Origin of the sequence: Massilia rhizosphaerae, from assembly GCF_016093545.1 — a bacterium.
Lineage (GTDB): Bacteria > Pseudomonadota > Gammaproteobacteria > Burkholderiales > Burkholderiaceae_D > Telluria > Telluria rhizosphaerae.
The window spans coordinates 71891-98239 of the sequence record NZ_JADKYX010000020.1; the positions used below are offsets into that span (position 1 = coordinate 71891).

The 26349-nt window shown below is 66.3% G+C and carries 22 protein-coding genes; 16 read left to right on the forward strand and 6 right to left on the reverse strand.

Annotated features, from left to right (window positions below):
- Positions 1 to 37: 37 nt before the first annotated feature.
- Entirely contained in the window at positions 38 to 1036 is a 999-nt protein-coding gene (locus ISF28_RS24095) for a serine/threonine protein kinase (protein WP_198119713.1), read from the reverse strand.
- Between the two features lie 99 nt (positions 1037 to 1135).
- Between ISF28_RS24095 and ISF28_RS24100 the strand changes: the two genes are divergently transcribed.
- Positions 1136 to 1825 (forward strand): UPF0149 family protein, encoded by a 690-nt coding sequence (locus ISF28_RS24100; RefSeq protein ID WP_198119714.1) that lies wholly within the window; start codon positions 1136 to 1138, stop codon positions 1823 to 1825.
- Positions 1826 to 2089: 264 nt separating this feature from the next.
- Here ISF28_RS24100 and ISF28_RS24105 read toward each other — a convergent pair whose 3' ends face one another.
- Positions 2090 to 3262 (reverse strand): HPP family protein, encoded by a 1173-nt coding sequence (locus tag ISF28_RS24105; protein ID WP_229519350.1) that lies wholly within the window; start codon positions 3260 to 3262, stop codon positions 2090 to 2092.
- Between the two features lie 203 nt (positions 3263 to 3465).
- Between ISF28_RS24105 and ISF28_RS24110 the strand changes: the two genes are divergently transcribed.
- The 3 genes from ISF28_RS24110 (at position 3466) to ISF28_RS24120 (ending at position 6616) form a co-directional block, all read left to right on the forward strand.
- Positions 3466 to 3810 (forward strand): MarR family winged helix-turn-helix transcriptional regulator, encoded by a 345-nt coding sequence (locus tag ISF28_RS24110; protein WP_198119791.1) that lies wholly within the window; start codon positions 3466 to 3468, stop codon positions 3808 to 3810.
- A gap of 4 nt (positions 3811 to 3814) precedes the next feature.
- Positions 3815 to 5575 (forward strand): chloride channel protein, encoded by a 1761-nt coding sequence (locus tag ISF28_RS24115; protein ID WP_198119716.1) that lies wholly within the window; start codon positions 3815 to 3817, stop codon positions 5573 to 5575.
- Positions 5576 to 5665: 90 nt separating this feature from the next.
- On the forward strand, positions 5666 to 6616 hold the full coding sequence (locus tag ISF28_RS24120) for an MBL fold metallo-hydrolase (RefSeq protein WP_198119717.1): 951 nt from the start codon (positions 5666 to 5668) through the stop codon (positions 6614 to 6616).
- A 4-nt stretch (positions 6617 to 6620) separates the two neighbouring features.
- Here ISF28_RS24120 and ISF28_RS24125 read toward each other — a convergent pair whose 3' ends face one another.
- A complete protein-coding gene (locus tag ISF28_RS24125) occupies positions 6621 to 9104 on the reverse strand; it encodes an ATP-binding protein (RefSeq protein WP_198119718.1) in 2484 nt (827 codons plus the stop codon).
- Positions 9105 to 9178: 74 nt separating this feature from the next.
- Positions 9179 to 9757 (reverse strand): oligoribonuclease, encoded by a 579-nt coding sequence (gene orn / locus ISF28_RS24130; protein ID WP_198119719.1) that lies wholly within the window; start codon positions 9755 to 9757, stop codon positions 9179 to 9181.
- A 189-nt stretch (positions 9758 to 9946) separates the two neighbouring features.
- Here orn and ISF28_RS24135 point away from each other — a divergent pair, with 189 nt between their 5' ends.
- From ISF28_RS24135 to ISF28_RS24155, 5 genes are all read left to right on the forward strand, one after another.
- The gene (locus tag ISF28_RS24135; protein ID WP_198119720.1) at positions 9947 to 11212 is read left to right on the forward strand and encodes a M48 family metallopeptidase; all 1266 of its coding nucleotides are present in this window, start codon (positions 9947 to 9949) and stop codon (positions 11210 to 11212) included.
- Complete coding sequence (locus ISF28_RS24140; RefSeq protein ID WP_198119721.1) at positions 11209 to 11541, forward strand: 4a-hydroxytetrahydrobiopterin dehydratase; 333 nt, start codon at positions 11209 to 11211, stop codon at positions 11539 to 11541. Before ISF28_RS24135 ends, ISF28_RS24140 begins: the two co-directional genes overlap by 4 nt.
- Positions 11538 to 12446, forward strand: a complete 909-nt coding sequence (rsgA, locus tag ISF28_RS24145; protein ID WP_198119722.1) for a ribosome small subunit-dependent GTPase A — start codon at positions 11538 to 11540, stop codon at positions 12444 to 12446. Before ISF28_RS24140 ends, rsgA begins: the two co-directional genes overlap by 4 nt.
- 77 nt (positions 12447 to 12523) lie before the next feature.
- Positions 12524 to 13456, forward strand: coding sequence for an ornithine carbamoyltransferase (argF, locus tag ISF28_RS24150; protein ID WP_198119723.1), 933 nt, complete (start codon positions 12524 to 12526; stop codon positions 13454 to 13456).
- 85 nt (positions 13457 to 13541) lie between these two features.
- Positions 13542 to 14774, forward strand: a complete 1233-nt coding sequence (locus tag ISF28_RS24155) for an argininosuccinate synthase (protein WP_198119724.1) — start codon at positions 13542 to 13544, stop codon at positions 14772 to 14774.
- Positions 14775 to 14871: 97 nt separating this feature from the next.
- Here the strand turns inward: ISF28_RS24155 and murB are convergent, their stop codons facing one another.
- Positions 14872 to 15897 (reverse strand): UDP-N-acetylmuramate dehydrogenase, encoded by a 1026-nt coding sequence (gene murB, locus ISF28_RS24160; protein WP_198119725.1) that lies wholly within the window; start codon positions 15895 to 15897, stop codon positions 14872 to 14874.
- A gap of 103 nt (positions 15898 to 16000) precedes the next feature.
- Here murB and ISF28_RS24165 point away from each other — a divergent pair, with 103 nt between their 5' ends.
- The 3 genes from ISF28_RS24165 (at position 16001) to ISF28_RS24175 (ending at position 20435) form a co-directional block, all read left to right on the forward strand.
- The gene (locus ISF28_RS24165) at positions 16001 to 16486 is read left to right on the forward strand and encodes a YajQ family cyclic di-GMP-binding protein (RefSeq protein ID WP_198119726.1); all 486 of its coding nucleotides are present in this window, start codon (positions 16001 to 16003) and stop codon (positions 16484 to 16486) included.
- 168 nt (positions 16487 to 16654) lie between these two features.
- On the forward strand, positions 16655 to 17920 hold the full coding sequence (locus ISF28_RS24170; RefSeq protein ID WP_198119727.1) for a nitronate monooxygenase: 1266 nt from the start codon (positions 16655 to 16657) through the stop codon (positions 17918 to 17920).
- Positions 17921 to 18041: 121 nt separating this feature from the next.
- A complete protein-coding gene (locus ISF28_RS24175; RefSeq protein ID WP_198119728.1) occupies positions 18042 to 20435 on the forward strand; it encodes a sensor domain-containing protein in 2394 nt (797 codons plus the stop codon).
- Here the strand turns inward: ISF28_RS24175 and ISF28_RS24180 are convergent, their stop codons facing one another.
- On the reverse strand, positions 20436 to 21374 hold the full coding sequence (locus ISF28_RS24180) for an exopolyphosphatase (protein ID WP_198119729.1): 939 nt from the start codon (positions 21372 to 21374) through the stop codon (positions 20436 to 20438).
- A 266-nt stretch (positions 21375 to 21640) separates the two neighbouring features.
- Here ISF28_RS24180 and ISF28_RS24185 point away from each other — a divergent pair, with 266 nt between their 5' ends.
- The 4 genes from ISF28_RS24185 (at position 21641) to ISF28_RS24200 (ending at position 26281) form a co-directional block, all read left to right on the forward strand.
- Positions 21641 to 23041 carry a sensor histidine kinase gene (locus ISF28_RS24185; RefSeq protein ID WP_198119730.1) on the forward strand — a complete coding sequence of 467 codons (1401 nt, stop codon included), beginning with the start codon at positions 21641 to 21643 and terminating at the stop codon, positions 23039 to 23041.
- A gap of 70 nt (positions 23042 to 23111) precedes the next feature.
- Positions 23112 to 23891: a LytR/AlgR family response regulator transcription factor gene (locus ISF28_RS24190; RefSeq protein ID WP_198119731.1), complete on the forward strand. Its 780-nt coding sequence runs from the start codon at positions 23112 to 23114 to the stop codon at positions 23889 to 23891.
- Between the two features lie 40 nt (positions 23892 to 23931).
- On the forward strand, positions 23932 to 25089 hold the full coding sequence (locus ISF28_RS24195; protein ID WP_198119732.1) for a PAS domain-containing sensor histidine kinase: 1158 nt from the start codon (positions 23932 to 23934) through the stop codon (positions 25087 to 25089).
- Positions 25090 to 25246: 157 nt separating this feature from the next.
- Complete coding sequence (locus ISF28_RS24200; protein WP_198119733.1) at positions 25247 to 26281, forward strand: porin; 1035 nt, start codon at positions 25247 to 25249, stop codon at positions 26279 to 26281.
- The last annotated feature ends 68 nt before the right edge of the window (positions 26282 to 26349 follow it).

Consider the following 26349-nt stretch of genomic DNA (forward strand, 5'->3'; position numbering starts at 1 on the left):
CGCCGAGCTGAATCGTGAAACAGCGTCAATTCCCGCTTTAGACGGGCCAGAGCGGCGGCTCGTCCATCAGCGCCACCTGCTCGCGCAGCTCGAGGATGCGGTCTTGCCAGTAACGCTGGGTATTAAACCAGGGAAAGGCCGCGGGGAATGCGGGATCGTCCCAGCGCATGGCCAGCCACGCCGAGTAATGGATCAGCCGCAAGGTGCGCAGCGCCTCGACGAGGTAGAGCTGGCGCGGATCGAATTCGCAGAAGTCCTCGTAGCCGGCCAGCACGTCGGACAGCTGGCGCACCATCTCGTGGCGCTCGCCCGACAGCAGCATCCACAAGTCCTGCACGGCCGGGCCCATGCGGCTGTCGTCGAAGTCGACGAAGTGCGGGCCGTCGTCCGTCCACAGCACATTGCCCGCGTGACAGTCGCCGTGCAGGCGCAGCAGCGGCAGCGCGCCGGCCCGGTCGTAGCAGCGGGCGACGCCGTCCAGCGCCTGGTCGAGCACGCTCGTGTACGCCGTCAGCAGTTCGGGGGGAATGAAGCCGTGCTTGACCAACCATGCGCGCGGCTCACGGCCGAACGTCTCGAGGTCCAGCCGGGGACGCTCGGCGAACGGTTTCTGCGCGCCCACCGCGTGGATGCGGCCGATGAAGCGGCCGATCCATTCCAGGGTCGACGGGTCGGACAGTTCGGGCGCGCGCCCGCCGCGGCTCTCGAACACGGCGAAGCGGAAACCGCCGTGCTCGTGCAGGCTGCGGCCGGCGAGGACGCGTGCCGGCACGACCGGCACCTCCTGGTCGGCCAGTTCCTGCACGAAGGCGTGTTCCTCGAGGATGGCGGCATCGCTCCAGCGCGCGGGCCGGTAGAACTTGACGACGACGGGCGGCCCGTCTTCGCAGCCGACGCGGTACACGCGGTTCTCGTAACTGTTCAGCGCCAGCAGGCGGCCGTCGCCGCGCAGGCCGACGCTGTCGACGGCGTCGAGGACCGCCAGCGGATCGAGCCGGGAGAAAGGATGACTGTCAGAAATTTCGGGATTGTGCATCCCGCCATTGTAAGACGGGCGGCCGGCCGGCGCTTTTTTTCGCCGGCCGCGAGGCGGGAGGCGTTACACTGGCACCTTCAACGCAAGGAAACAGAAACAATGCAACTCGACCAGCCCCTCTCCGAAAAAGAATTCGACGACCTCGACAACTTCCTCCTGTCCGACCGCTGCTCCGACGACGCCATGACGATGGACACGCTGCACGGCTATCTCACGGCCATCGCGATCGGTCCGGAAACCATCATGCCGGCCGAATGGCTGCCGCGCGTGTGGGGCGAGGACGGCGCCGTGCCCAAGTGGAAGAATCCGAAAGAGGAAGAGCGCATCGTCAACCTGATCATGCGCTTCATGAACGAGGTGCTCGTCACCTTCGAGGTCGCGCCCAAGGAATTCGAGCCGCTGTACGTCGAGCACGAGATCGACGGCGAGACGCTGATCGACGCCGAAGCCTGGTGCTGGGGATTCTGGGAAGGCATGGACCTGCACCCCGGCGCGTGGGACGAAATCTGGGATTCGGAAGCGGCCCCGCTGATGCGCCCGATCTACCTGCTGGGCGCCGACGAGATCGAGGAAAGCGAGCTGGCGGAAGTCGAGAATCCGAAGCTGGCGCACAAGCTGGCGCTGGAGATCGAAGCGAACCTGCCGGGCATCCACCGCTTCTGGCTGCCGCGCCGCAAGGCCGCCGTCGAAACGGTGCGCCGCGACGAACCCAAGGTCGGCCGCAACGACGACTGCCCCTGCGGCAGCGGCAAGAAATACAAGAAATGCTGCGGCGCCAACCAACCCTGAAATTCGGGGTCAGAGCACATTTCGCGCAAAATTCGGGGTCAGAGCAAATGTTCGGACAATGGCTCGACGGCTAGCCGATACGCGTACAGCCCCGCTTCGCTGCGCCACGGACCGTGGCGTCCACCGGATGGCCGCTTGCGGGGCCTTGGAGGCAGCGGGGCAGTGTCGGCAACAGCGTGCCGCGAGGCTATTGCGCAAAAAAGGGCTCTGACCCCGAATTGCGCGAAAAAAGTGCTCTGACCCCGAATTTCATGACCCCGAATTTCAGGCGGCTTCGGCCAGGCGGCTTTCGAACAGGGCCGCCAGCAGGTCGGATTGGCTGACGACGCCCAGGAACACGAGGCGCTCGTCCACCACGGGAATGTGGTGCAGCCCGACGTTGCTCATCAGGGGTACGAGCGTGGCGATCGGTTCGTCCGCCGCGACGACGGCCACCTTCGTCGACATCAATTCGCCCACCGTCGCCGCGCGCTCGGGCCGCACGCCCAGCACGTGGGCGAACAGGCTGCGCAGGCGTTCGCCCACGGTCTGGTAATCGTCCAGGCCGGCATGGTGCAGGAAGTCGCTCTGGCCGATGATGCCGGCCACGCGGTGCGACGCGTCCAGCACCGGCAACGCGTGCAGGTTGTGGTGGCGCAGCAGGCGCCAGGCGTCGGCGAGGGACATGTCGGGCGTGGCCGTCACGACGTCCTTCGACATGATCGCGCGGCAAGTCACGGTGCCGAAGCGGCGCGCGTAGGCCCGTTGCTCCGTCTGCAGCAGGATGTCTTCCAGGTCGTCGCGGCTCACGTCCAGCACCTGGCCGTAGCGGGCCAGCACGGCGTCCAGGTCCTCGGCCGTGAAGCCCAGGCGCGCCATCGGCGCCGGATCGCGCGTCGCATGCGCCGCCTGCTGCGCCGTGCGCAGCATGGATTTCTGGTTGTGCGGATAGCGCCGGCCCGTCAGGTTGTTGAAGACGAGCGCCGCGAGCACGATCAGGGTCGAGTTCAGGCACACCGGCAGGAAGGCGAACTCGAAGCCCGCCGCGTGGATGGCCGGCCCCCCGAGAACGACCGTCAGCGCCACCGCGCCGCTGGGCGGGTGCAGGCAACGCAGCACGAACATCACGAAGATGGCACAGGCGCCCGCCAGCGGCGCCGCCAGCGCCGGGTTGTGCACGGCCTTGGCACAGATGATGCCGACCAGCGCGGAAATCGTGTTCCCGCCGATGACGGACCACGGCTGGGCCAGCGGGCTGGCCGGTACGCAGAACAGCAGCACGGCCGACGCGCCCATCGGTGCGACCAGGGCCAGCGGGACGATGCCGGAACCCGCGGTCAACATGTCGCTCAGGATCGCCGTCACGAACAGCCCCACGAGGGCGCCTGCCACCGCGCGCATGCGTTCGCCGCGCGGCACCGTATTGGGCTGCGGCACGAACGACCGCATCCATTCCATACTCTTTTCCAGCATCATTCCAATCGATTGTAAAAGAACGGCAACGCTTGACGCTGCGCGAATTAGGCTACGAAAACATATCACGTTATGATATATTATTTGGTTCCCAAAGCCAATATCCCAATGACATACGCCCTGTGAAAGACGACACCCCTCCGCTGTCCAAGACGGATTTCGCCGCTTTGTCGGAATTCCGCTACCAGATGCGGCGCTTCGAGCGCTTCTCCGAAAACGCGGTGCAAGCCGAAGGCATCACGCCGCTGCAATACCTGCTCCTCCTGCACATCAAGGGGATTTCCGGACGCGAATGGGCCACCGTGGGCGAATTGGCCGAACGCCTGCAAGCCAAGCAGCACGGCGTCGTCGCGCTCGTCACGCGCTGCGAAGCCGTCCAGCTCGTCGTGCGCCGCACGAACGCCGAGGACCGGCGCCGCGTCGAAGTGCACCTGTTGCCGAAAGGCGAGGCGCTACTGACCCGGCTCGCCGCCATCCACCGCGCCGAATTGCGCGCCTTGCAAGGCGTGTTTACCGTTCCCAACCTTGTATAAAAAAATGAACTCTTCCACGCTTCACTCCGCGCCCCGGCGCGATTTTTCGGGCGGCACCGGCCTGCTGCGCATCACCGCCCTCGCCGCCCTCATCGGCGCGCTCAGCACGCTCGCCGCGCACGTCCTGCTGACCATGATCCGCTTCTTCACGGACCTGTTCTTCTACGGCAAATTCTCGATCGCCGACCTGTCGCCGGCCAACAACACGCTGGGCGCCTGGGTGATCGCCATCCCCGTGCTGGGCGGCGTCATCATCGGCCTGATCGCCCGCTACGGCACCGAGGCGATCCGCGGCCACGGCATTCCCGAAGCGATCGAAGCGATCCTGTTCAAGCGCAGCGCCATGTCGCCCAAGGTGGCGGTGCTGAAACCGTTGGCGTCCGGCATCGCGATCGGCAGCGGCGGTCCATTCGGCGCCGAGGGCCCGATCATCATGACGGGCGGCGCGATCGGCTCGCTGATCGCCCAGTACTTCCACCTGACGAGCGGCGAACGCAAGACGCTGCTCGTGGGCGGCGCCGTGGCCGGCATGACGGCCGTGTTCGGCACGCCGGTGGCGGCCGTGCTGATGGCCGTCGAACTGCTGCTGTTCGAACTGCGTCCGCGCAGCCTGCTGCCGGTGGCGACGGCCTGCGCCGTGGCCGGCTTCCTGCGTCCCCTCGTGATCGGCGCCGGCGCGCTGTTCCCGCTGCAGACGGCCCCCGTGACGCCGCTCGCCCTCGGCTCCTGCGTCCTGGCCGGCATCGCGTGCGGCGCGCTGGCCTGGCTGATGTCGACGGCGCTGTACCGCGTCGAAGACGCCTTCCACCGCCTGCCCATCCATTGGATGTGGTGGCCGGCGCTGGGCGGCCTCGCGGTCGGCATCGGCGGTTATTTCCAGCCGCGCGCGCTGGGCGTCGGCTATGACGTCATCGGCGACCTGCTGCACAACCACATGGTCGCGGGCGCCATCGTCGGCCTGCTGGCCGTGAAGCTCGTGATATGGCTGATCGCGCTCGGCTCCGGCACGTCCGGCGGCGTGCTGGCGCCGTTGCTGATGCTCGGCGCCGGCCTCGGCGCCGTCCTCGGACCGTATCTGCCGGGCGCCGATCCGGCGCTGTGGCCGCTCGTGTTCATGGCCGCGACGCTCGGCGGCATGATGCGCGCGCCCGTGATGGCCGTCGTGTTCGCGTTCGAACTCACGCACGACGCCAACTCCCTGCTGCCGCTGCTGATGGCGTCCGCCGGCGCCTACGGCTTCACGGTGCTGACGATGGGCCGTTCGATCCTGACGGAAAAGATCGCCCGCCGCGGCCACCACATCTACCGCGAATACGGCATCGACCCGCTCGAACGCCACAGCGTGGCCGAGGTGATGAGCACGGACGTCCTCCACGTCGACGCCGGCGCCACCGTCGGCGACGTGCTGGCCACCCAGTTCGGTCCGGGCCAGAAGCACCGCGGCTTCCCGGTCACGCGCGGCGGCCTCGTCGTCGGCATGGTCGAGCGCGACACGCTGGACGGCCACGCGCCGGAGACCCTCGTCGGCGCCCTGTTCGGCGCCAATCCGCCGCTCGTCGCGCTGCCCGGCGAGACGTGCCGCGCCGTCGCCACGCGCCTCGCCGTGCACGGCATCGAGCGCCTGCCGGTGGTCGCGCAGCCCGATCACACGCAACTCCTGGGCGTCGTCAGCCGCAGCGACCTGATCAAGGCGACGGCCACCCTGCACGACGAGGAACACGAGCGGCGCACCATGCGCACGCTCCCCCTTGTGCGGCGTCAGTAAAGACGGCTCGGGGTCGAGCGAGTTGCTGAACATTCATGTACGATAAGAAACCCGCGTTCGCGCGTTTCGACATCGATATAGGACGAGAACATGATCAAACCGCTCAAGCAGACCCTGGTCGCCGCCGCACTCGCCGCGGCGGCCTTTACCGCCCAGGCCGCCGCACCGATGGTCAAGACCCCGGCGCCCGGCTTCTACCGCGTGATGGTGGGCGACATCGAAGTCACGCCGATCAGCGACGGCACCTTCGACCTGCCGATGGACCAGTACATGCGCCAGAAGCCGGAGCTGACGCGCACCGCGCTGGCGAAACACTTCCTCAAGCTGCCGGTGGAAACGTCCGACAACGCCTTCCTGATCAACACCGGCAGCAAGCTGGTGCTGGTCGACACGGGCGCCGGCACGCTGCTCGGCCCCACCGTCGGCAAGTTCGTCAACAACCTGAAGGCGGCCGGCTACCGGCCCGAGCAGATCGACGAGATCTACATCACCCACATGCACGGCGACCACATCGGCGGCCTCGTAAGCAACGGCCAGCGCGTGTTCCCGAACGCGGTCGTGCGCGCAGGCAAGGCCGATGCCGACTACTGGCTGAGCCAGGCGAACATGGCCAAGGCCCCGGCCGACAAGAAAGACTTCTTCAAGGGCGCGATGGCGTCGATCAACCCGTACGTCCAGGCCGGCAAATTCAAGCCGATCGACGCGGACGGCGAGCTGGTGCCGGGCGTCACCGCCATGGCCGCGCACGGCCATACGCCGGGCCACACGGTCTACGCGGTGGAAAGCCATGGCCAGAAGCTCGTGCTGATCGGCGACCTGATCCACCTGGCGGCCGTCCAGTTCGACAATCCGCAGGTGACGATCGCCTTCGACAGCGACGAGAAGGCGGCCTATGCGGCGCGCAAGCGGGTGTTCGACGAGGCGGCGAAGAACGGCTGGCTGATCGGCGGCGCGCACCTGCAGTTCCCGGGGCTCGGCCATCTCGCCAACCAGGGCAGGGGGTATCGCTGGGTGCCCGTCAATTACACGCAGATGCGTTAATCCCCTACCTCTCGATCCCCGCCAACAACGCCGCCAGCGCGTCCATGTCGACGGGCTTCACGAGGTGGTGGTCGAACCCCGCCTCGAACGCCGCGCGGCGGTCCTGTTCCTGGCCGTAGCCCGTAACGGCCACCAGCACGATGGCCCCCGTCTGCGGATCCGCGCGCAGGCGGCGGGCCAGTTCGTTGCCGTCCATGTCCGGCAGGCCGATGTCGAGCAGCGCCACGTCCGGGCGCTGCTGGCGCGCGTGGTCGAGCGCGCGCTGCGAATCGTGCTCGACGTCGACCAGGTAGCCGCACGCTTCCAGCAGCATGCCCAGGGTGGCCGCGGCGTCGACGTTGTCGTCCACCACGAGCACGCGCAGCGGCCGCCCACCCGCCACCGCCGCGGCGGCCGCGCCGGCGCCCGCCGCCGCCGATGACGGCCGCGTTGCCGGCGCCATCAGCGGCAATGCCACCTCGAAGGTACTGCCCTGCCCCAGGCCGGGGCTCGTGCACGCGACAGTGCCGCCGTGCAGCTCGACGAGGTTCTTGACGAGCGCCAGGCCGAGGCCCAGGCCGCCCTGGGCGCGATCGACGGAACGCTCGGCCTGCGTGAACAGGTCGAACACATGGCCCGTCAGTTCCGGCTCGATGCCGATGCCGTCGTCATGCACCGTCAGCAACAGCCGGCCGCCCGCCGCGTCGACGCCGGCCGCCACGTCGATGCGGCGCTCTTCCGGCGTGTACTTGGCCGCGTTGTTGAGCAGGTTGGCCAGCACCTGCACGAGGCGCGCCTTGTCGCCGAGCACCGTCGCGTCCGGGTCGGCGATGGCGACGGCCAGGTGCTGGCGGCGCGTCTCGAACATGGGACGCACCTGCTCGATCGCCTCGTCGACGATGGTGCGCGCCGCCACGGGCGCGCGCGCGAGCGTCACGAGCCCGCGCGTGACGCGCGAGACGTCGAGCAGGTCGTCGACCAGGCTCGTCATGTGGCGCACCTGGCGGCCGATGATGGCGCTGCTCTGGCGCACCCGGGCTTCGTCCAGGCGGCCGATGCGCAGCAGGTCGGCGGCGGCGCTGATCGGCGCCAGGGGGTTCCTCAGTTCGTGCGCCAGCATCGCGAGAAACTCGTCCTTGCGGCGGTCGGCCGTGCGCAGCTTGTCCTCGGCCGCCTTGCGCTCCGTGACGTCGCGGAAGAACGAGACGACCCCGCCGTCGGCCGTCGGATAGGCGCGTACCTCGCACCAGATCTCGGCGCCGTCGGCCACGCGCTGGCGGTACTCCGCGGTGCCGGCCGTGCGGTCGCGCATCACGCGGCGGTACATGCGCCCCGCCTCGCTGTCGATGGCTTCCGGCCAGACGTCCCAGTGGTTGCGCCCGATGACCGCGCCGGACGCCATGTGCGCGATGCGCAGGCCGGCCTCGTTGATCTGCAGGACGGTCCAGTCGCGGTCGAGCAGCATGAAGCCCTCCGCGATCGTGTCGAGGATCGTGCGGCTGCGGTCGCGCTCCTCGCGCAGCGTCGTCTGCACGCGCGCCAGGTCGACGGCCGCCCGGATGCGCTCGGCCGTGCCGCACGCCAGCGCCATCTCCGCGTCGGTCCAGGCATGCGGCCGGTCGAGCCCCAGCACGAGGAAGGCCTGCAGGCGCCCGCCCTGGCGCAGCGGCACGGCCAGGCAGGCATGGACGTCCAGCGCGAGATACGTCCCCTGGCGCGCGGCCGCGCGCGGGTCGGTGCGCACGTCGGCGAGCGGCAGGAGCTCGCCGGCGCGGCCCGCGCGGGCGAATTCGGGGCCGAAGGCGTCGAGGGAAAACGTGTGGCCGGCCACGCCCGCGAAACCGGGCCGGCTCCAGTCGCCCACCATGGACAAGGTGCCCGGGCGGTCGTCGACCTCGCCGTACAGCACGCGCGCCATGCCCAGTTCCTGTCCCAGCAACGTGCAGCCGGTGCGGATCGCGTCGTCGCTCGACGCCAGCGGGCGCAGCGCGTCCGCCACCGCCAGTTCGAACGCGGCGCGGCGCTCGGCCTGCACGCGGGCCGTCGTCTCGATGACGGTGCAATACAAGCCGACCACGCGGCCGTGGCCGTCGTGCAGCGGGGAGTACGAAAACGTGAACCAGGTCCGTTCGCGGTAGCCCTTGCGCTCCATCGTGAGCGGCAGGTCTTCGAAATAGGCGGACTTGTTCGACAGCGCGCGGTCGACGATCGGGACGAGGTCGGGCCAGATTTCGGCCCAGACCAGCTGGAACGGCGCGCCGAACGCGGCCGGGTGCTTGTCGCCGAGGATCGGCGCGTAGGCGTCGTTGTACAGGAAGCGCAGGTCCGGGCCCCAGGCGACGAACATCGGAAACGCGGAACTGAAGGCCATCGACACGGCGGTGGCCAGCTCGGGCGGCCAGCCGTCCGGCGCACCGAGCGGCGACACGCTCCAGTCGCGCTCCCGCAGGAGACGCCGGACTTCGCTCTCTCCGCCGAGTCCGGCGGTGGTACGCAGAATGTCAGCCATGGCCGGATTCTCGCATACCTGCGCGGCCGACCCATGCACGATTGCAACTTCGTGTCGGAAACCGCGAGGCCGCTTTACAGTTTGATGAAATGTTCCCGGTAATAACGCAGTTCTTCGATGGACTCGATGATGTCGGCCAGCGCCGTGTGCTTCTGCGCCTTCTTGAAGCCGGACGCCAGTTCCGGCTTCCAGCGGCGGCACAGTTCCTTGAGCGTCGACACGTCCAGGTTGCGGTAGTGGAAGAACGCTTCCAGCTTGGGCATGCCGCGGGCCATGAAGCGGCGGTCCTGGCAGATCGAGTTGCCGCACATCGGCGACTTATTGGCCGGCACCCACTGCTTCAGGAAGGCGATCAGCTGCGTTTCCGCTTCGGCCTCGTCGATGGTCGACGCCTTCACGCGGTCGATCAGGCCGGAGCGGCCGTGCGTGCCCTTGTTCCAGGCGTCCATCTTGTCCAGCGTCGCGTCGCTCTGGTGCACGGCGATCACCGGACCTTCGGCCAGCACGTTCAGATTCGCGTCCGTGACGACGGCGGCCACTTCGATGATGCGGTCGTTGTCCGGATCCAGGCCGGTCATTTCCATGTCGATCCAGACCAGGTTGAATTCGTTCGGGCGTGGGGTCGCTGCTTCGGTGGCATTGGCTTGTGACATAATTCTCTCTTTATTCAGCGGGGTCAGAGCACAAGCGTAAAATTCGCGCTCCGACCCCGAATTTAAACTGCGGGGTCAGAGCACAACACGAAATTCGCGCTCTGACCCCGAATTTGATCTGCGGGGTCAGAGCACAACCGTGAAATTCGTGCTCTGACCCCGAAAAATAGATTTTCTCACAGGCACCGCATGCTTTCATCCGCGTTTTCGGTTTTGTTCGTCGTCTTTCTCCTGCTCACGCTCGGCCTGCGCTACTGGCTGGCGCGCCGGCACATCCGCCACGTCCTGCGGCACCGCGACCAGGTGCCGGCCGAATTCGCCGAAAAGATTCCCCTGACCGCGCACCGGAAAGCGGCCGACTACACGGTCGCCAAGACCCGCTTCGGCCTGTGGGAGGCGCTGTGGAACACGCTCGTGCTGACCGGCTTCACCTTGCTGGGCGGCCTGCAGGCCCTGTCGACGGCGCTGCTGCACGCACTCGGCCCCGGCATGGTGCACCAGATCGCCCTGATCGTCGCGTTCGCCGTCGTCTCCGGTGCGCTGGACCTGCCGTTCTCGTACTACCGCCAGTTCGTGCTGGAAGAACGCTTCGGCTTCAACAAGATGACGGTCGGCTTGTGGGTCGTCGACGCCGTCAAGGGTGCGCTCGTGGGCGCCGTCATCGGCCTGCCGCTGCTGTGGGTCGTGCTCGCCTTGATGGACAGGACGGGCGCCCTGTGGTGGCTGTACGCCTGGCTCGTGTGGAGCGGCTTCCAGCTGTTGATGATGGTGCTGTACCCGACCGTCATCGCGCCGCTGTTCAACAAGTTCACGCCGCTGGCGGACGACAAGCTCAAGGACCGCATCGAGGGCCTCATGACGCGCGTCGGCTTTGCCGCCAAGGGCTTGTTCGTGATGGACGGCAGCAAGCGCTCCGCCCACGGCAACGCCTATTTCTCCGGCTTCGGCGCGAATAAACGCATCGTGTTCTTCGATACCCTGCTGGCGCGCCTGGCCCCGGAAGAGATCGAAGCCGTGCTGGCGCACGAGCTGGGGCACTTCAAGCTCAAGCACATCGTCAAACGCATCGCCGTGCTGTTCGCCCTGTCGCTCGCCTTCCTCGCGCTGCTGGGCTGGCTCAAGACGCAGGTGTGGTTCTACACGGGCCTCGGCGTGCTGCCCCTGCTGGGCCCGTCGAACGATGCGATGGCGCTGCTGCTGTTTTCGCTGGTGCTGCCCGTGTTCGCGTTCCCGTTCTCGCCGCTCACGTCGATCACGTCGCGCAAGCACGAGTTCGAGGCGGACGCCTTCGCCGCCAGCCACAGCGATGCGCGCGACCTCGTCTCCGCCCTCGTCAAGATGTACGAGGACAATGCGTCGACCCTGACGCCGGACCCGATCCACTCGGCGTTCTACGATTCGCACCCGCCGGCCTCGGTGCGCATCCGCCAGCTGCGCCTCGCGGGGGCCGCATGAGCCTCGTCGACCGCCACTGCGTTCACGACGCCCCGGCGCTGGACGATGCCGCGCTCCAGCTGATGCTGGCCGAGGTGCCTGAATGGAAGATCACCGGCGACCGCATCGAGCGCGAATTCGTGTTCCGCGACTTTCACGAGACGATGGAGTTCGTGAACGCCCTCGCCTTCATGATCCACCGCGAAGACCACCACCCCGACCTCGCGGTCGGCTACCGCCGCTGCACGGCATCCTGGACGACGCATTCGGCCGGCAACCGCCTGTCCGCCAACGATTTCGTCTGCGCCGCCAAGGCCGACGCGCTGTACGCGGGACGGGCCGGCGCATGACCAGACACGATAAGGTCGATGCAATGAGGGGCACCATCGTGGCCGCGCACGGCCGCCACTACCTGGCCGACGTCGACGGCGAATTCCTCCAGTGCGTCACGCGCGGCAAGAAAACCAACGTGGCGGTGGGCGACGTCGTGCACCTGAAACGGACGTCCGCCGATCAGGCGGTGATCGAAAAGATCGCCGAGCGCACGACCCTGCTGTACCGCTCAGACCAGTACAAAGCTAAGCTGCTCGCGGCGAACATCAGCCGGCTGTTCATCGTCATCGCGACGGAACCCAGCTTTGCCGACGACCTGGTGTCGCGCGCCCTCGTCGCCTGCGAGGCGGCGGGCGTGGACGCCCACCTCATCCTGAACAAGGTCGACCTGGAGCCGAACCTCGCCCGCGCGCGCGAACGCGCGAGCCTGTACACGGACCTCGGCTATCCGCTGCACGAGGTGTCGGCGAAGACGCATCCCGAGGAAACGGTCGCGACGCTCACGCCGCTGCTGCAGGGGCAGTCGGCTATCCTGATCGGGCAGTCGGGCATGGGCAAGTCCTCGCTCGTGAACCTGCTGGTGCCGGACGCCGACATCGCCGTGCGCGAAATCTCGGAAGCGCTGGACACCGGCAAGCACACGACGACGTTTACCCGGCTGTACAAATTGCCGGCAGGCGGCACCTTGATCGACTCGCCGGGCTTCCAGGAATTCGGCCTGTACCACCTGACGGAAGGCATGCTGGAACGGGCGTTCGTCGAGTTCAAGCCCTACCTGGGCGGCTGCAAGTACTACAACTGCCGCCACCTGGCCGAACCGCAGTGCGCCGTGCTGCAAGCCGTCGCGGACGGCAAGGTCGCGAAGCTGCGCCACGCGCTGTATGGCCAGTTGCTGCACGAGTCGGCGCAGACCTTGTACTGACAAATTCCGAGCCGAATTTTCCGGAAAATAAACAAAACGCTTATAATCCAAGAGATTATCGTATCTCAGACACAAAAATGGCTGGCACGACTCCCACCAATATCAAGCACTTCCTGCAGTTCTCCGACTTCACCCGCGACGAGTTCGAGTACCTGATCGAGCGCGCGACCGTCATCAAGCGCAAGTTCAAGAACTACGAGATCTACCACCCGCTCGTCGACCGCACGCTCGTCATGGTGTTCGAAAAGAACTCCACGCGCACGCGCCTGTCGTTCGAGGCCGGCATGCACCAGCTGGGCGGCGCCGCGATCTACCTGAACACACGCGACAGCCAGCTGGGCCGCGGCGAGCCCGTCGAGGACGCCGGCCAGGTCATGTCGCGCATGTGCGACATCATCATGGTGCGCACGTTCGGCCAGGACATCATCGAGCGCTTCGCGGCGAACTCGCGCGTGCCGGTGATCAACGGCCTGACCAACGAACATCACCCGTGCCAGGTGCTGGCCGACATCTTCACGTACTACGAGCACCGCGGCTCCATCGTCGGCAAGACGGTGGCCTGGATCGGCGACGCCAACAACATGCTGTACTCCTGGCTGGAGGCGGCGGAAGTGTTCGGCTTCCACCTGAACGTGTCCACGCCCAAGGGCTACGACATGGATCCGAAGCTGGTCAACACGAACAACTACACCTTCTTCGAGAACCCGTCGGACGCGTGCGCCGGCGCCCATCTCGTGAACACGGACGTGTGGACGAGCATGGGCTACGAAAAGGAAAACAACGAGCGCCTGAAAGCGTTCGACGGCTTCATCGTCGACGAAGCGAAGATGGCGCGCGCCAGCGGCGACGCCCTGTTCATGCACTGCCTGCCCGCGCACCGCGGCGAGGAAGTGTCGGCCGGCGTCATCGACGGTCCGCAATCCGTCGTCTGGGACGAGGCCGAGAACCGCCTGCACGTGCAAAAGGCCTTGATCGAATACCTGCTGCTGGGCCGCATCGAGGACAAGTAATTCACCACCATTGAGCCTGATCGTCGGCCCGCCGAGGGCCGGCTGACCATCATCCCCCTCCACATCTGACACCACTGGAACTCCCATGAGCGACATTAAAAAAGTAGTCCTCGCCTATTCGGGCGGCCTCGATACCTCCGTCATCCTGAAATGGCTGCAGGATAACTACAAGTGCGAAATCGTCACCTTCACCGCCGACCTGGGCCAGGGTGAAGAACTGGAGCCGGCGCGCGCCAAGGCGCTGAAGTTCGGCATCAAGCCGGAAAACATCTACATCGACGACGTGCGCGAGGAATTCGTGCGCGACTTCGTGTTCCCGATGTTCCGCGCCAACACCGTCTACGAAGGCGAGTACCTGCTGGGCACGTCGATCGCGCGTCCGCTGATCGCCAAGCGCCTCATCGAAATCGCCAACGAAACCGGCGCCGACGCCGTGTCGCACGGCGCGACCGGCAAGGGCAACGACCAGGTGCGCTTCGAGCTGGGCGCGTACGCGCTGAAGCCGGACGTCAAGATCATCGCCCCGTGGCGCGAATGGGACCTGCTGTCGCGCGAAAAGCTGCTGAAGTACGCGGAAGACGCCGGCATCGAGATCGACATGAAGCACAAGAACGGCGGCGCGCCGTACTCGATGGACGCAAACCTGCTGCACATCTCGTTCGAAGGCCGCCACCTGGAAAACCCGAGCGCGGAAGCCGAGGAATCGATGTGGCGCTGGACCGTGTCGCCGGAAGCGGCACCGGACGCGGCCGAGTACCTGGACATCGAATACGAGCACGGCGACATCGTCGGCCTGAACGGCAAGCGCCTGTCGCCGGCCGCGGTGCTGACCGAATTGAACCGCCTGGGCGGCAAGCACGGCATCGGCCGCCTGGACCTGGTGGAAAACCGCTACGTCGGCATGAAGTCGCGCGGCTGCTATGAAACGCCGGGCGGCACGATCATGCTGCGCGCGCACCGCGCCATCGAATCGATCACGCTGGACCGCGAAGTGGCCCACCTGAAGGACGACCTGATGCCGCGCTACGCCTCGCTGATCTACAACGGCTACTGGTGGGCGCCGGAACGCGTCGCGCTGCAGACGCTGATCGACCACACGCAGAAGAGCGTGAACGGCTGGGTGCGCGTCAAGCTGTACAAGGGCAACGTCATCGTCGTCGCGCGCGATTCGAAGACGGATTCGCTGTTCGACCAGACCATCGCCACGTTCGACGAAGACGGCGGCGCCTACAACCAGGCCGACGCCGGCGGCTTCATCAAGCTGAACGCGCTGCGCATGCGCATCGCGGCGAACGCACGCAGGAAGCGCGGCCAGTAACACCCTGGATGTGCGCCACGAAAGCCGCCGGCCCGCGAGGACCGGCGGCTTTTTCTTTGGCGCGTTCCGGGTTGGCCGGCGTTGTCCCGACGACGCCTCAGACGAGCACGGGCTCCGGCTCCAGCCGCACGCCGAAACGGGCCTCGACGTCGTCCTGGATGGCGCGCGCGAGCGCCATGATCTCGGCCCCCGTCGCGCCGCCGTTGTTGACGAGCACGAGCGCCTGTTTCGGGTAGACGCCCGCGCGCCCGAGGTGCTTCCCCTTCCAGCCGCAGCGGTCGATCAGCCAGCCGGCCGCCAGCTTCTCGCTGCCGTCCGGCTGGGCGTGATGGACGAGGTCCGGCCAGGTTGCCAGCAAGGTCGCGCAATGGTCGCGCGAGACGACCGGGTTCTTGAAGAAGCTGCCGGCATTGCCGATCTCGGCCGGATCCGGCAGCTTGCGCCGCCGGATCGCGATGACGGCGTCCGCCACCTGGCGCGGCGTCGGCGCCGCGATGCCCTGCACGGCCTGCGCCAGTTCCGCATAGCGCAGGTTCGGCGTCCACGCGCGCGGCAGCGCGAAGGTCACGTCCAGCACGACGAGCGCGCGGCCTTCCGCATGCTTGAACACGCTGTCGCGGTAGCCGAAGCGGCAGGCGGCCGCGTCCATCGTGCGCGTGGTGCCGGTCGCGAAATCGAACACGGTCAGCGCATGAAAACAGTCCTTGACCTCGGCCCCGTAGGCGCCGATGTTCTGGATCGGCGACGCGCCCACGGTCCCCGGGATCAGGGCCATGTTTTCCAGGCCGCCCAGGCCCTGCGCCAGGGTCCACTCCACGAACCCGTGCCAGTTCTCCCCGGCGCGGGCACGCACGAGGATCGCGTCCGGCGTCTCCCCGACGATGTCCTTGCCGGCCAGGCCCATGTGCAGCACGAGGGCGTCGACCTCGTCGTGCGCGATCAGGAGATTGCTGCCGCCGCCGAGCACGAGGCGCGGCAGCGCGGCCAGTTGCGGGTCGGCGGCGACGCGGGCCAGTTGGGCCGGATCCGTCACGCGCAGGTAGCGCCTGGCGCGCGCGGGAATGCGGAACGTGTTGAAGGCGTCGAGGGGAACGTCGGAGGACAGGGGCAGGTCGGCTGGCATGGCTGGGGCGGGTTGTGTTTGGCGCATTATAGTGGTTAGTGGTGCGCGCGTTGTTGGTTACAATATCGCTATTCACTACTGTGCAAGACAAAGGAAAAAAACAATGCCATCGTTTGATGTGGTCTGCGAAGCAGACATGGTCGAAGTCAAGAACGCCGTCGAGCAATCCAACAAGGAAATCGGCACCCGCTTCGATTTCAAGGGCAGCTCGGCCAAGGTCGAGCAGAAGGAGCGCGAGATCACCGTGTTCGGCGATTCCGATTTCCAGCTCGGCCAGGTGCGCGACGTGCTGTTGAACAAGATGACCAAGCGTAAGGTCGACGTGCGCTTCCTCGACGAAGGCAAGGTCGAGAAGATCGGCGGCGACAAGGTCAAGCAGGTGCTCAAGGTGCGCAACGGCATCGAGACGGAAGACGCGAAGAAGATCACCAAGCTCGTCAAGGAAAGCAAGCTCAAGGTGCAAGCGTCGATCCAGGGCGAGACCGTGCGCGTGACGGGCAAGGACCGCGACACGCTGCAGGAAGCCATCGCCCTGCTGCGCAAGGACGTGAAGGACCTGCCGCTGGAATTCAACAACTTCCGCGACTGATCGTCGGCCGGCCGGTGTCGCGTTGCCGCACGACCGTGCGGCAAATGGTGCTCTCGTGGGCCCCCGCGTGCGGTAGAATGCGGGGGCAAAAATACGCCGGCCGCCGGCGATACCAATAACAGAGAGAGTGTGTCCAGGGCCAAGGCCCGCGGTAGTGTAAGGATAGCAATGAAACGTGTTGATGATTTCCGCCTGCGTTTGGGCAACAAGGACTATGTGCCCATCATGATCGGCGGAATGGGCGTGGACATTTCCACGTCGGAGCTGGCCCTGGAAGCGGCCCGGCTGGGCGGCATCGGCCATATTTCCGATGCGATGGTGCCGGACGTGTCGGACCGCAAGTTCGACACCAGCTTCGTCAAGGAAAAGACCAAGCTCTACAAGTTCAACATCAACAATATGGACAAGTCGGTCGTCCAGTTCGACCTGGAACGGCTGGCCGAGGCGACGCGCCTGCACGTGGGCGCGACGATGGCCGCGAAGAAAGGCGATGGCCTGATCTTCGTGAACTGCATGGAAAAGCTGACGATGAATGCGCCCAAGGAAACGCTGCGCGTCCGTCTGTCGGCGGCGCTGGACGCGGGCATCGACGGCATCACGATGTCGGCCGGCCTGCACCTGGGCTCGTTCGATCTCATCAAGGACCATCCCCGCTTCCGCGACGCCAAGCTGGGCATCATCGTGTCGTCCGTCCGCGCGCTGCAACTGTTCCTGCGCAAGGTCTCGCGCCTGAACCGCAACCCCGACTACGTCATCGTGGAAGGCCCGCTGGCGGGCGGCCACCTGGGCTTCGGCATGGAAGACTGGAAGGACTACGACCTGCACACGATCATGGACGAGATCCATGCCTACCTGAAGGCCGAGCAGCTCGACATCCCGTTGATCGCGGCCGGCGGCATCTTCACGGGCAGCGACGCCGTGTCGTTCCTGGAAAAAGGCGCGGGCGGCGTGCAGGTGGCGACCCGCTTCACCGTGACCCGCGAATGCGGCCTGCCGGACTCGGTCAAGCAGGAATACTTCCGCGCCAGCGAAGAGGACATCATCGTCAACGGCGTGTCGCCGACGGGCTATCCGATGCGCATGCTCAAGCAGACGCCGGCCATCGGCTCGGGCATCCGCCCCGGCTGCGAATCGTACGGCTATCTGCTGGATGCGACGGGCAATTGCGCCTACATCAATTCGTACAACCGCGAAGTGCAGGCCAATCCGGGCCAGAAGAACCTCCAGGTGTTCGACAAGACGTGCTTGTGCACGCACATGCGCAATTTCAATTGCTGGACGTGCGGCTCGACGACGTATCGCCTCAAGGACACGACGCACAAGCTGTCCGACGGCACCTACCAGATCCTGTCCGCCGAACACGTGTTCAAGGATTACCAGTTCAGCGTGGACAACCAGGTCGCGCTGCCGCCGCGCGAGGAAGCGGCGGCCTGACGGCCGGAACGACGCAAGGAACGGCGTGCCGCGGCACGCCGTTTTCGTTTCGACATCGCGTGCGGAACGTAAATACCGGCCACGTTGTCCAATGGACTTCAACTGCGAGACAGGGGGTGGCATGTCCGATTCCGAACCGCCCAACCGCTGCGTCTTCCTCACCGACGGGACCGGCACCGTCCAGGCCTGGAACGATGCCTGCGCCGGCGTATTCGGCGTCCAGGCCGCACAGATCCTCGGCCGCCCCATCACGACGTTGTTCACGCCGCCCGGACGCGACGCCTGGAGCGCCGGCTGGAGCGCCCTCACGTGCCGGCCCGAAGGCGCCGAAGTGCACGTCGACCTCCATTGCGCGGGCGGGCACGTGCGGGAAGGCACGCTGACCCTGGCCCCCCAGTTGGGCGCCGACGGCAATATGCAGGGTTGCGGCGTCGCCGTCGCCACCGGGCATATGCGGGGTGGCACGGAGGCGGAACGGGTGGCCCGCACGCCCCTGTACTCCGTCGTCGACATGTTTCCCGGTACGTTTTACGCGATCAACCGCGAAGGCCGCTTCGTGCTCTGGAATCACAACCTCGAACGGGCCACGGAACTGGCCCCCGACGAACTGGGGGCCACGCGCGCGCTGGACCTGCTCGAACTGGACGAACGTCCGGCCGTGGCCGCGGCCATGGACCGGATCTTCACCCGGGGCGAGGAACTCAAGCTGGAAGTGAACTATATCGCGCGCAGCGGACGGGAGATCCCGATGCTGCTGTGCGGCACGCGGGTGCGCTGCGACGGCGGCGAATACCTGTTCGGCATGGGCGTGGACATCACCGAACGGCGCGCGCACGAACAACAGCTGCGCCTGCGCGAGCGCGCCCTGCACGCGGCCAGCAACGGTATCGCGATCACCCGGCTGGACCAGGGCGAGAGCGTCATCGAATACGTGAACCCCGCCTTCGAACGCATCACGGGCTATGCCGCGCACGAAATCATGGGCAAGGATCCGCGCTTCATGGCCGCGCCCGGCATGGACCTCGTCGAGCGCACCCAGCTGCGCGAAGCGATCGCGGCGCACACGGGGGCCAAGGTCGTGCTGCGCAACCTGCGCAAGAACGGCGAACTGTTCTGGAACGACCTCTCCATCACGCCCGTGCAGGACGAGCACGGCGTCGTCACGCACTACATCGGCGTGATCACGGACGTCACCGCCACCATGCTGCGCACGGCGCACCTTGAACACGAGGTCAACCACGATGCGCTGACGGGCCTGGCCAACCGCAACCTGCTGCGGGACCGGCTGGAACAGGCGCTGCACCTGGCCCAGCGCCACAAGTCGCTCGTCGCCACCGTGCTGATCGACCTCGACAACTTCAAGGCCATCAACGACAACTTCGGCCACGAGGCGGGCGACGTCGTGCTGAAGGTCGTCGCGCGCCGCCTGCAGGCCTCGGTGCGCGACAGCGACACGGTGGCGCGCATGTCCGGCGACGAGTTCGTGCTGATCCTCGCCAACCAGCCGTCGCTGCGCTTCACCTTGCGCATGGTCGAGCGCCTGCGCCAGAGCTTCGCGATTCCCGTCGCGTTCAACAACCGCGAAATCCCCGTCGGCGCCAGCGTCGGCGTGTCGCTGTATCCGCACGACGGCGGCACCGCGGCGGAGCTCGTGCGCGCGGCCGACCTCGCGATGTACCACGGCAAGGGCAGCGGCCGCAACGACGTCCATTTCTTCTCGGCCGACATGAAATCGACCACGGAGGCCAAGCACCGCATCGAACTGGCGCTGCGCGACGCGCTCGACAAGAACGAACTGTTCCTGCTGTACCAGCCCCGCGTCACCTTCCACGGCCAGCGCGTGACGGGCTTCGAGGCGCTGCTGCGCTGGCGCCATCCCGACCAGGGCGTGCTCGCCCCTGCCCGCTTCCTCGCCGAGGCCGAGGAAAGCGGCGTGATCGTCCCCATCGGCCAGCGCGTGCTCGACCAGGCCTGCGCCTTCGCCGCCCAGCTGCGCGCGGCGGGGTTCGCGGAGATCCCCGTGACCGTCAACGTGTCGCACCGCGAATATTCCCAGCCCGGCTTTCTCACCTGCCTGACCGAGCGCCTGACGCGCCACCGCCTGCCGCCGCACAGCCTGCAGCTCGACCTGCGCATCGAGGAACTGATCCGCAACCCGACGCTGGGACGCGAATTGGCCGAACAATTGCGCACGCTGGGCGTGGACGTGTCCGTGGACGGCTTCGGCGCCGGCCTGTGCGATCTCGGCTATCTGCAGCAGTTGTCGGCCAGCCAGGTCAAGCTGGCCACCGGCACGGTCCAGACGCTGACGGACGGCGGCGCAGCCGTGGCCAAGAGCCTGATCGACATCGGGCACAACATGAACATGCAGGTGGTGGCCGAGGCCGTCGAAACCCGGCCCCAGATGGATTTCCTGGAATCGCACGGCTGCGACCAGTTCCAGGGCATCTGGTTCAGCGAGCCGCTTGCGGCGGACGCGGCCCAGAAGATGCTCGAGGAACAGCAGCCGGCCTGATTACCCCTCGCCGGTGATCCGGTTGACCAGCGCGCCGAGCACGTCTTCCGCCATGTCGTTCGAGACCTGGCACGTGCCCGCATTCTCGTGCCCGCCCCCGCCGTATTCCAGCATCAAGGCCCCGATATTCGTCTTCGACGTGCGGTTGAGAATCGACTTGCCCGTCGCGAACACCGTGTTCTGGTTCTTGAGACCCCACAGCACGTGGATCGAGATATTCGTCTCCGGGAACAGCGCGTAGATGATGAAGCGGTTGCCCGCGTAGATCACGGGTTCGTCGCGCAGGTCGAGGACGACGAGGTTGCCGTGGACTTGCGCGCAGCGGCGGATCTGCTCCTTGCACAACTCGCTGTGCTCGAAGTACAGCCGGGTGCGCTCCTGCACGTCGGGCAGCGCCATGATCTGGGCTATCGTGTGGTTGCGGCAGTAATCGATCAAATCCATCATCAGCTGGTAGTTCGAGATGCGGAAATCATGGAAGCGCCCCAGCCCCGTGCGCGCATCCATCAGGAAATTCAGCAGGTTCCAGCCCTTGGGATCGAGCACTTCCTCGCGCGTAAAACGGGCCGCGTCGCCCTTGTCGACGGCGTCCATCATGTCGCGCCAGGCGGCCGGAAACGACCGGGTCGCGCCATAGTGGTCGTAGACGACGCGCGCGGCGGACGGCGCTTTCGGGTCGATCACATGGTTGTCGCGCCGGCCCGTGTTACGGATCGTTTCCGATAAGTGATGGTCGAACGCCAGGTGTGCGCCGGCAACGTACGGCAGGTTCGTCGTGATGTCGCGCGCGCTGATGGCGATCTTGCCATCCTGCATGTCTTTCGGGTGGACGAACAGGATCTCGTCGATGAGGTCCAGGTGCTTGAGGAGGACGGCGCACACGAGGCCGTCGAAATCGCTGCGGGTAACGAGGCGGTAACGCTGAAGTACGGCAGACATCGGCAAACCCCTTTCGTGTCGAGAATGAAGATGGGCTGGCGCAGCCAGGACGTCGTCCATCATACCGCGCAATATTGCTAATTAACAGTTTTTCTACAATTCATCACGGCGTCATCAACCTGTGCATTCCAGGACCCGAAACGTGCAGGCTGTCGCAAAGCGGTGGCGGTGTACGCGGCGCGGAACTAAAGTTGCAACATCCCAACAGTGGTCGGCCACGGTGCCAGCGGTTACACTCGGCGCACCTTTTGATAAAGATCAGTTTCATGCAAACACGGCGTTCCAACCCGCAAACCCTCTCGAACACGCTGTCGGCGCTGTACCGCGGCTTCGACGCGGTCGCCACTTGGGTGACGCAACTGTCTTGGTGGAAATTCTTCCTGTTCGCCGCCCTGCTGCTGGTCGCAGGCAAGATCCTGCAGGACGAATTGTTCTCGGGCGGCGAAGAAGAGATGACACGCACGGAACACAGTGCGCGCCGGCCCGAACCGACCGTCATGATCGACGACAGCGGCATCCACATCAATCCGGGCAAGAACAGCCGGCGCGGCACGATCACGATCAATCCCGACGTCGAAGCCGCGAAGGCGGAAGCGGCGAAGGCGGCGGCCGCGGCGGCCGCAGGCAACGTCGACGCCGCCGAGAAAGCGGCCGATGCTGCCGAGAAAGCGGCCGATGCCGCCGATAAAGCGGAGGCCGCCGCGCCCGCCGTCCCCGCGCCGCCGGCTCCACCGGCCCCGCCGGCGCCGGCCGCGGGCAAGGGCGGCGCCGCCCATCCCGTGACGAAGACCCTGCGCGGCGTCAACGGCGAGGAAGTCCACATCGACCTGCCGCCGCAAATCGGCGAGGAATTGTCCAACGCCATCGAAGCGGCCGTCGACGACGCGGCCGAGGCCAAGGCACGCAGCTATCACAAGCAGGCGTCGACCTGGTTCACGAGCTTCGTCTGGCTGTTGATCCTCGCGCTGTTCGGCACCAAGGCCCTCGTGGGCGGCAAGAAACGCGCCGAGGCCGAGATGCAGTCCGCGACGGCCGCCGCCGAACGCGAATCGATGCAGCGCCAGCTGTCCGAAGCCAAGATGCAGGCCATGCAGGCCCAGGTCGAGCCGCACTTCCTGTTCAACACGCTGGCATCCGTCGAACACCTGATCGAAACGAATCCGCCGCGCGCGTCCGCCATGCAGCGCACCCTGATCCAGTACCTGCGCGCCGTGCTGCCGCAGATGCGCGACAACAACCTCGTCACCAACCTCGGGCGCGAAGTCGACATGGTCAAGTCCTACCTGGACCTGCTCAAGATGCGCATGGAAGAGCGCCTGACCGTCGAGCTGCACGTGCCCGAAGGCCTGCGCAGCGCGGCGTTTCCCCCGATGATGCTGCAGTCGATGGTCGAGAACGCGATCAAGCACGGCCTCGAGTGCAAGCCCGAGGGCGGCCACCTGGCCGTCACGGCGGAAGTGGTCGACAGCAAGCTGCGCGTGACGGTGGCCGACGACGGCGTCGGGTTCGGCGTCGTGCCCAGCAAGGGCACCGGCCTGGGCCTGTCGAACATCCGCGAACGCCTGAAACTGCTGCACGGCGAGGCCGGCCAGCTGCACATCGCGGCCAACGCGCCGAGCGGCGTGATCGCGACCATCGAAGTTCCCTACCAACTTGCACCCAAGTAAGCATTCCGGGTATTGATTGTGTCGCCATTTCGTTGAATAATCGACACTCCCACACTGTCACGATCCGACCATGCCTACCGCTATCATTGCCGACGACGAAAGACTGATGCGCGACCTGCTGCGCACCCGATTGTCCCAGGTGTGGCCGGACCTCGACATCGTCGGCGAAGCGAAGAATGGCGACGAAGCCGTGCAACTGGTCGGCGAGCTGAAGCCCGACCTGACCTTCCTCGACATCCGCATGCCGGGCAAGACGGGCATGGAGGCGGCGCGCGACATCGGCGACGCCAGCCAGGTCGTGTTCGTCACCGCGTACGACCAGTACGCCGTGGAAGCGTTCGAGCGCGGCGCCGTCGACTACGTGCTGAAACCGCCCGAGCCCGAGCGTCTCAAGATCACGGTCGAGCGCCTCAAGGAGCGCCTGGCGACGCCGGCGCAGGCCGCCAGCGCGGCCGTCAACGTCAGCGACACGGTGACGGCGATGCTGTCCCAGCTGGCCGAGAAGATCGCCGCACCCAAGCCGAAATACCTGCAATGGATCCAGGCCAGCATCGGCCAGGACCTGCGCATGATCCCCGTCGAGGAAATCCTGTTCTTCCGTTCGGACGAGAAATATACCTGCGTCCAGACCGAGAAATTCGAGGCCCTGATCCGCAAGCCCGTGCGCGACCTGGCCGAAGAGCTCGATCCTTCGCTGTTCTGGCAAATCCACCGCGCCACGCTCGTCAACGTCAACGCCATCGAAGGCGTGACGCGCGACATCCGCGGCCGTCACCTCGTGCTGATCAAGGGCCGCACGGAAAAACTCGAAGTCAGCCGCAGCTTCCTGCACCTCTTCAAGCAGATGTAAGTCAAGCCGGCGGTTTGCATGGCGGGTAAGGTAGTCTCGAATGAAACGACCGCGCCGCCCCCGCAGTTCCGGCAGGTCCGCAGCCTGGTTCCTCATCGGGCTCGCGGCCGGCTGCTGGCTGGGCAGGCGCGCGCCATGGGAGCCCGAGACCGTGCAGGCCAGCCGCCAGATCGTCAACCAGGTCAGCGAAGCCATCATTTCCGCCGACCAATCGAACACCATCGTCATGGCCAACCCGGCCGCCGCCACATTGTTCGGCACGAGCGTCGAGCACATGGTGGGCAGGCCGCTGGGACAATACATCGAAGCCCCCGTCGACGCGGGCGACGACGGCCAGCCCGTCGATTATTTCCGCCCCGGCCCCGGGCGCGCCGGCCGCCGCGCCACCGATTACACGGTCACCGGCGTGCGCGTCGACGGCGAACGCTTCCCCATCGAAGGTTCGGTCTCGGGCGCCGACACGGGCACGCCGTTTTACACGGTGGTCCTGCGCGACGTCAGCGAACGCCGCCGCGTGCAGGAAAAACTGACGCGCTCGCACGACCAGCTGCGCCAGCTGTCCGCCGCCCTGCAGACCATCCGCGAGGAAGAGCGCACCCACATCGCGCGCGAACTGCACGACGACCTCGGGCAGCTCCTCGCGTCGCTGCGCATGGACCTCACCCTGCTGCAGCAGGCCGACGGCACGCCGCGCGACAGCCTGCGCCTGATGCGCGGCATGGAAGACAACCTGCTCACGGCCATCGCGTCGCTGCGCCGCATCGCCACCAACCTGCGCCCGCGCGCGCTCGACGAAGGCGGCCTGTATTTCGCCCTGCAGGGCCTGCGCGACGATTTCGTCGAGCGCTACGCCATCCCGACCACCTTGCTGGCGGACGAGGCCGAACTGCGGCTGGACGACGCGGCCAGCACGGCCATCTTCCGCATCGTGCAGGAAGCGCTGACGAACATCGCCCGGCACGCGGAAGCCACGCGCGTGATGATGAACCTGTTCCGGCTGAACAGCGACCTGCTCATCACGATCCGCGACGATGGCCGCGGAATCCGGCCGAAAGACATGGAAAAGGCGGAATCCCTCGGCCTCATCGGCATGCGCGAGCGGGTCTGGGCCATGAAGGGCGAGATCACGATCGCCGCCGACGAACCGCACGGCACCCGCATCGACATCATGCTGCCGCTGCACGGCCACCTCGTGTAACAAGGCGGTCACAGCTTGATGACAGCGCAACTGTAGCGTCTTTACAACATTTCGCTATGTCATCAAACAGACATATCGCTTCGATAAGATTCGTGCCGATCAAGCAAGTGATTACGACATCGCTTGAGTCGAACGACATCTTATTGGAGAAACCTGAATGCAAGTCAAACGCCTGGCCGCCGCCTCGGTTGCTACCCTGATCGCCGCCTCCCCGCTGTGCGCAAAAGCCCAGACCAACGTGTCGCTGTATGGCGTCGTCGATGCCGCCATCGAGTCCGGCGATACCGGCGGTCCGGAAGGCCGCCAGACCAAAATCCAGTCGGGCGACCTGTCGGGCAGCCGCTTCGGCTTCCGCGGTACGGAAGACCTGGGCAACGGCCTGAAGGCCATCTTCAACCTGGAAGCCGGCGTCGCGGCCGACACCGGCGCATCGGATTCCGCCGGCCTGTTCCAGCGCCGCGCCGTCGTCGGCCTGGAAGGCGACTTCGGCACCGTGACGCTGGGCCGCGAATACTCGCCGATCGCCGCGATCGCCGGCGCGACCGACATCTCCGGCCAAGGCTTCTATGGCAGCAACCTGTCGGGCTTCGGTTCGGGCCGCGTGAGCCGCCGCCTGGCCAACTCGATCAACTACAAGAGCGCCTCGTTCAACGGCTTCGACGTGCTGGCCACCTACTCGGCCGGCGAGAAGACCACGGGTCCGTCGGGCGACCTGAAGGGTATCGGCGCCGAATACAAGATGGGCGGCCTGTACCTGGGCGCCGGCTACCACACGCTCAAGCGTGTCTCGAGCGGCGGCGACAAGGAATACGGCGCCGGCGCGGCCTACACGTTCAAGGACATCGGCGGCCTGGAGGTCATGGCCAACTACCTGTCGGCCGATCCGGACGGCGCGAACAACAAGTTCAAGCAGTACAACCTGGGCGCCGCCTATCCGTTCGGCCCGAGCAAGGTCTACGCGACTCTGCAGCAGAACAAGCTCGAGAATGGTGCCAAGGGCAATGCCTGGTCGCTGGACTATACCTACTCGCTGTCGAAGCGCACGAACCTGTACGCGTCGTACGCCAGCATGGACAACAACGGCCTGGCCACCTTCGGCCTGAGCGCCGGTTCGAACAGCCTGAACCCGCCGGCAACCGCGCTGGGCGCCGATCCGTCGGTGTTCACCGTCGGTATCCGCCACAAGTTCTAAGCGTTTCGCGACGGATCAAGGTGGGCGCAGGGCGCCCACCCTACGGCAGACGCAATTGGAGGGTGGGG

What these genes read in the sequence shown, in the direction of transcription:
- ISF28_RS24095 (WP_198119713.1), bottom strand. Translation starts at nt 1,036, where the DNA reads ATGCACAATCCCGAAATTTCTGACAGTCATCCTTTCTCCCGGCTCGAT.
- ISF28_RS24100 (WP_198119714.1), top strand. Translation starts at nt 1,136, where the DNA reads ATGCAACTCGACCAGCCCCTCTCCGAAAAAGAATTCGACGACCTCGAC.
- ISF28_RS24105 (WP_229519350.1), bottom strand. Translation starts at nt 3,262, where the DNA reads ATGGAATGGATGCGGTCGTTCGTGCCGCAGCCCAATACGGTGCCGCGC.
- ISF28_RS24110 (WP_198119791.1), top strand. Translation starts at nt 3,466, where the DNA reads ATGCGGCGCTTCGAGCGCTTCTCCGAAAACGCGGTGCAAGCCGAAGGC.
- ISF28_RS24115 (WP_198119716.1), top strand. Translation starts at nt 3,815, where the DNA reads ATGAACTCTTCCACGCTTCACTCCGCGCCCCGGCGCGATTTTTCGGGC.
- ISF28_RS24120 (WP_198119717.1), top strand. Translation starts at nt 5,666, where the DNA reads ATGATCAAACCGCTCAAGCAGACCCTGGTCGCCGCCGCACTCGCCGCG.
- ISF28_RS24125 (WP_198119718.1), bottom strand. Translation starts at nt 9,104, where the DNA reads ATGGCTGACATTCTGCGTACCACCGCCGGACTCGGCGGAGAGAGCGAA.
- orn (WP_198119719.1), bottom strand. Translation starts at nt 9,757, where the DNA reads ATGTCACAAGCCAATGCCACCGAAGCAGCGACCCCACGCCCGAACGAA.
- ISF28_RS24135 (WP_198119720.1), top strand. Translation starts at nt 9,947, where the DNA reads ATGCTTTCATCCGCGTTTTCGGTTTTGTTCGTCGTCTTTCTCCTGCTC.
- ISF28_RS24140 (WP_198119721.1), top strand. Translation starts at nt 11,209, where the DNA reads ATGAGCCTCGTCGACCGCCACTGCGTTCACGACGCCCCGGCGCTGGAC.
- rsgA (WP_198119722.1), top strand. Translation starts at nt 11,538, where the DNA reads ATGACCAGACACGATAAGGTCGATGCAATGAGGGGCACCATCGTGGCC.
- argF (WP_198119723.1), top strand. Translation starts at nt 12,524, where the DNA reads ATGGCTGGCACGACTCCCACCAATATCAAGCACTTCCTGCAGTTCTCC.
- ISF28_RS24155 (WP_198119724.1), top strand. Translation starts at nt 13,542, where the DNA reads ATGAGCGACATTAAAAAAGTAGTCCTCGCCTATTCGGGCGGCCTCGAT.
- murB (WP_198119725.1), bottom strand. Translation starts at nt 15,897, where the DNA reads ATGCCAGCCGACCTGCCCCTGTCCTCCGACGTTCCCCTCGACGCCTTC.
- ISF28_RS24165 (WP_198119726.1), top strand. Translation starts at nt 16,001, where the DNA reads ATGCCATCGTTTGATGTGGTCTGCGAAGCAGACATGGTCGAAGTCAAG.
- ISF28_RS24170 (WP_198119727.1), top strand. Translation starts at nt 16,655, where the DNA reads ATGAAACGTGTTGATGATTTCCGCCTGCGTTTGGGCAACAAGGACTAT.
- ISF28_RS24175 (WP_198119728.1), top strand. Translation starts at nt 18,042, where the DNA reads ATGTCCGATTCCGAACCGCCCAACCGCTGCGTCTTCCTCACCGACGGG.
- ISF28_RS24180 (WP_198119729.1), bottom strand. Translation starts at nt 21,374, where the DNA reads ATGTCTGCCGTACTTCAGCGTTACCGCCTCGTTACCCGCAGCGATTTC.
- ISF28_RS24185 (WP_198119730.1), top strand. Translation starts at nt 21,641, where the DNA reads ATGCAAACACGGCGTTCCAACCCGCAAACCCTCTCGAACACGCTGTCG.
- ISF28_RS24190 (WP_198119731.1), top strand. Translation starts at nt 23,112, where the DNA reads ATGCCTACCGCTATCATTGCCGACGACGAAAGACTGATGCGCGACCTG.
- ISF28_RS24195 (WP_198119732.1), top strand. Translation starts at nt 23,932, where the DNA reads ATGAAACGACCGCGCCGCCCCCGCAGTTCCGGCAGGTCCGCAGCCTGG.
- ISF28_RS24200 (WP_198119733.1), top strand. Translation starts at nt 25,247, where the DNA reads ATGCAAGTCAAACGCCTGGCCGCCGCCTCGGTTGCTACCCTGATCGCC.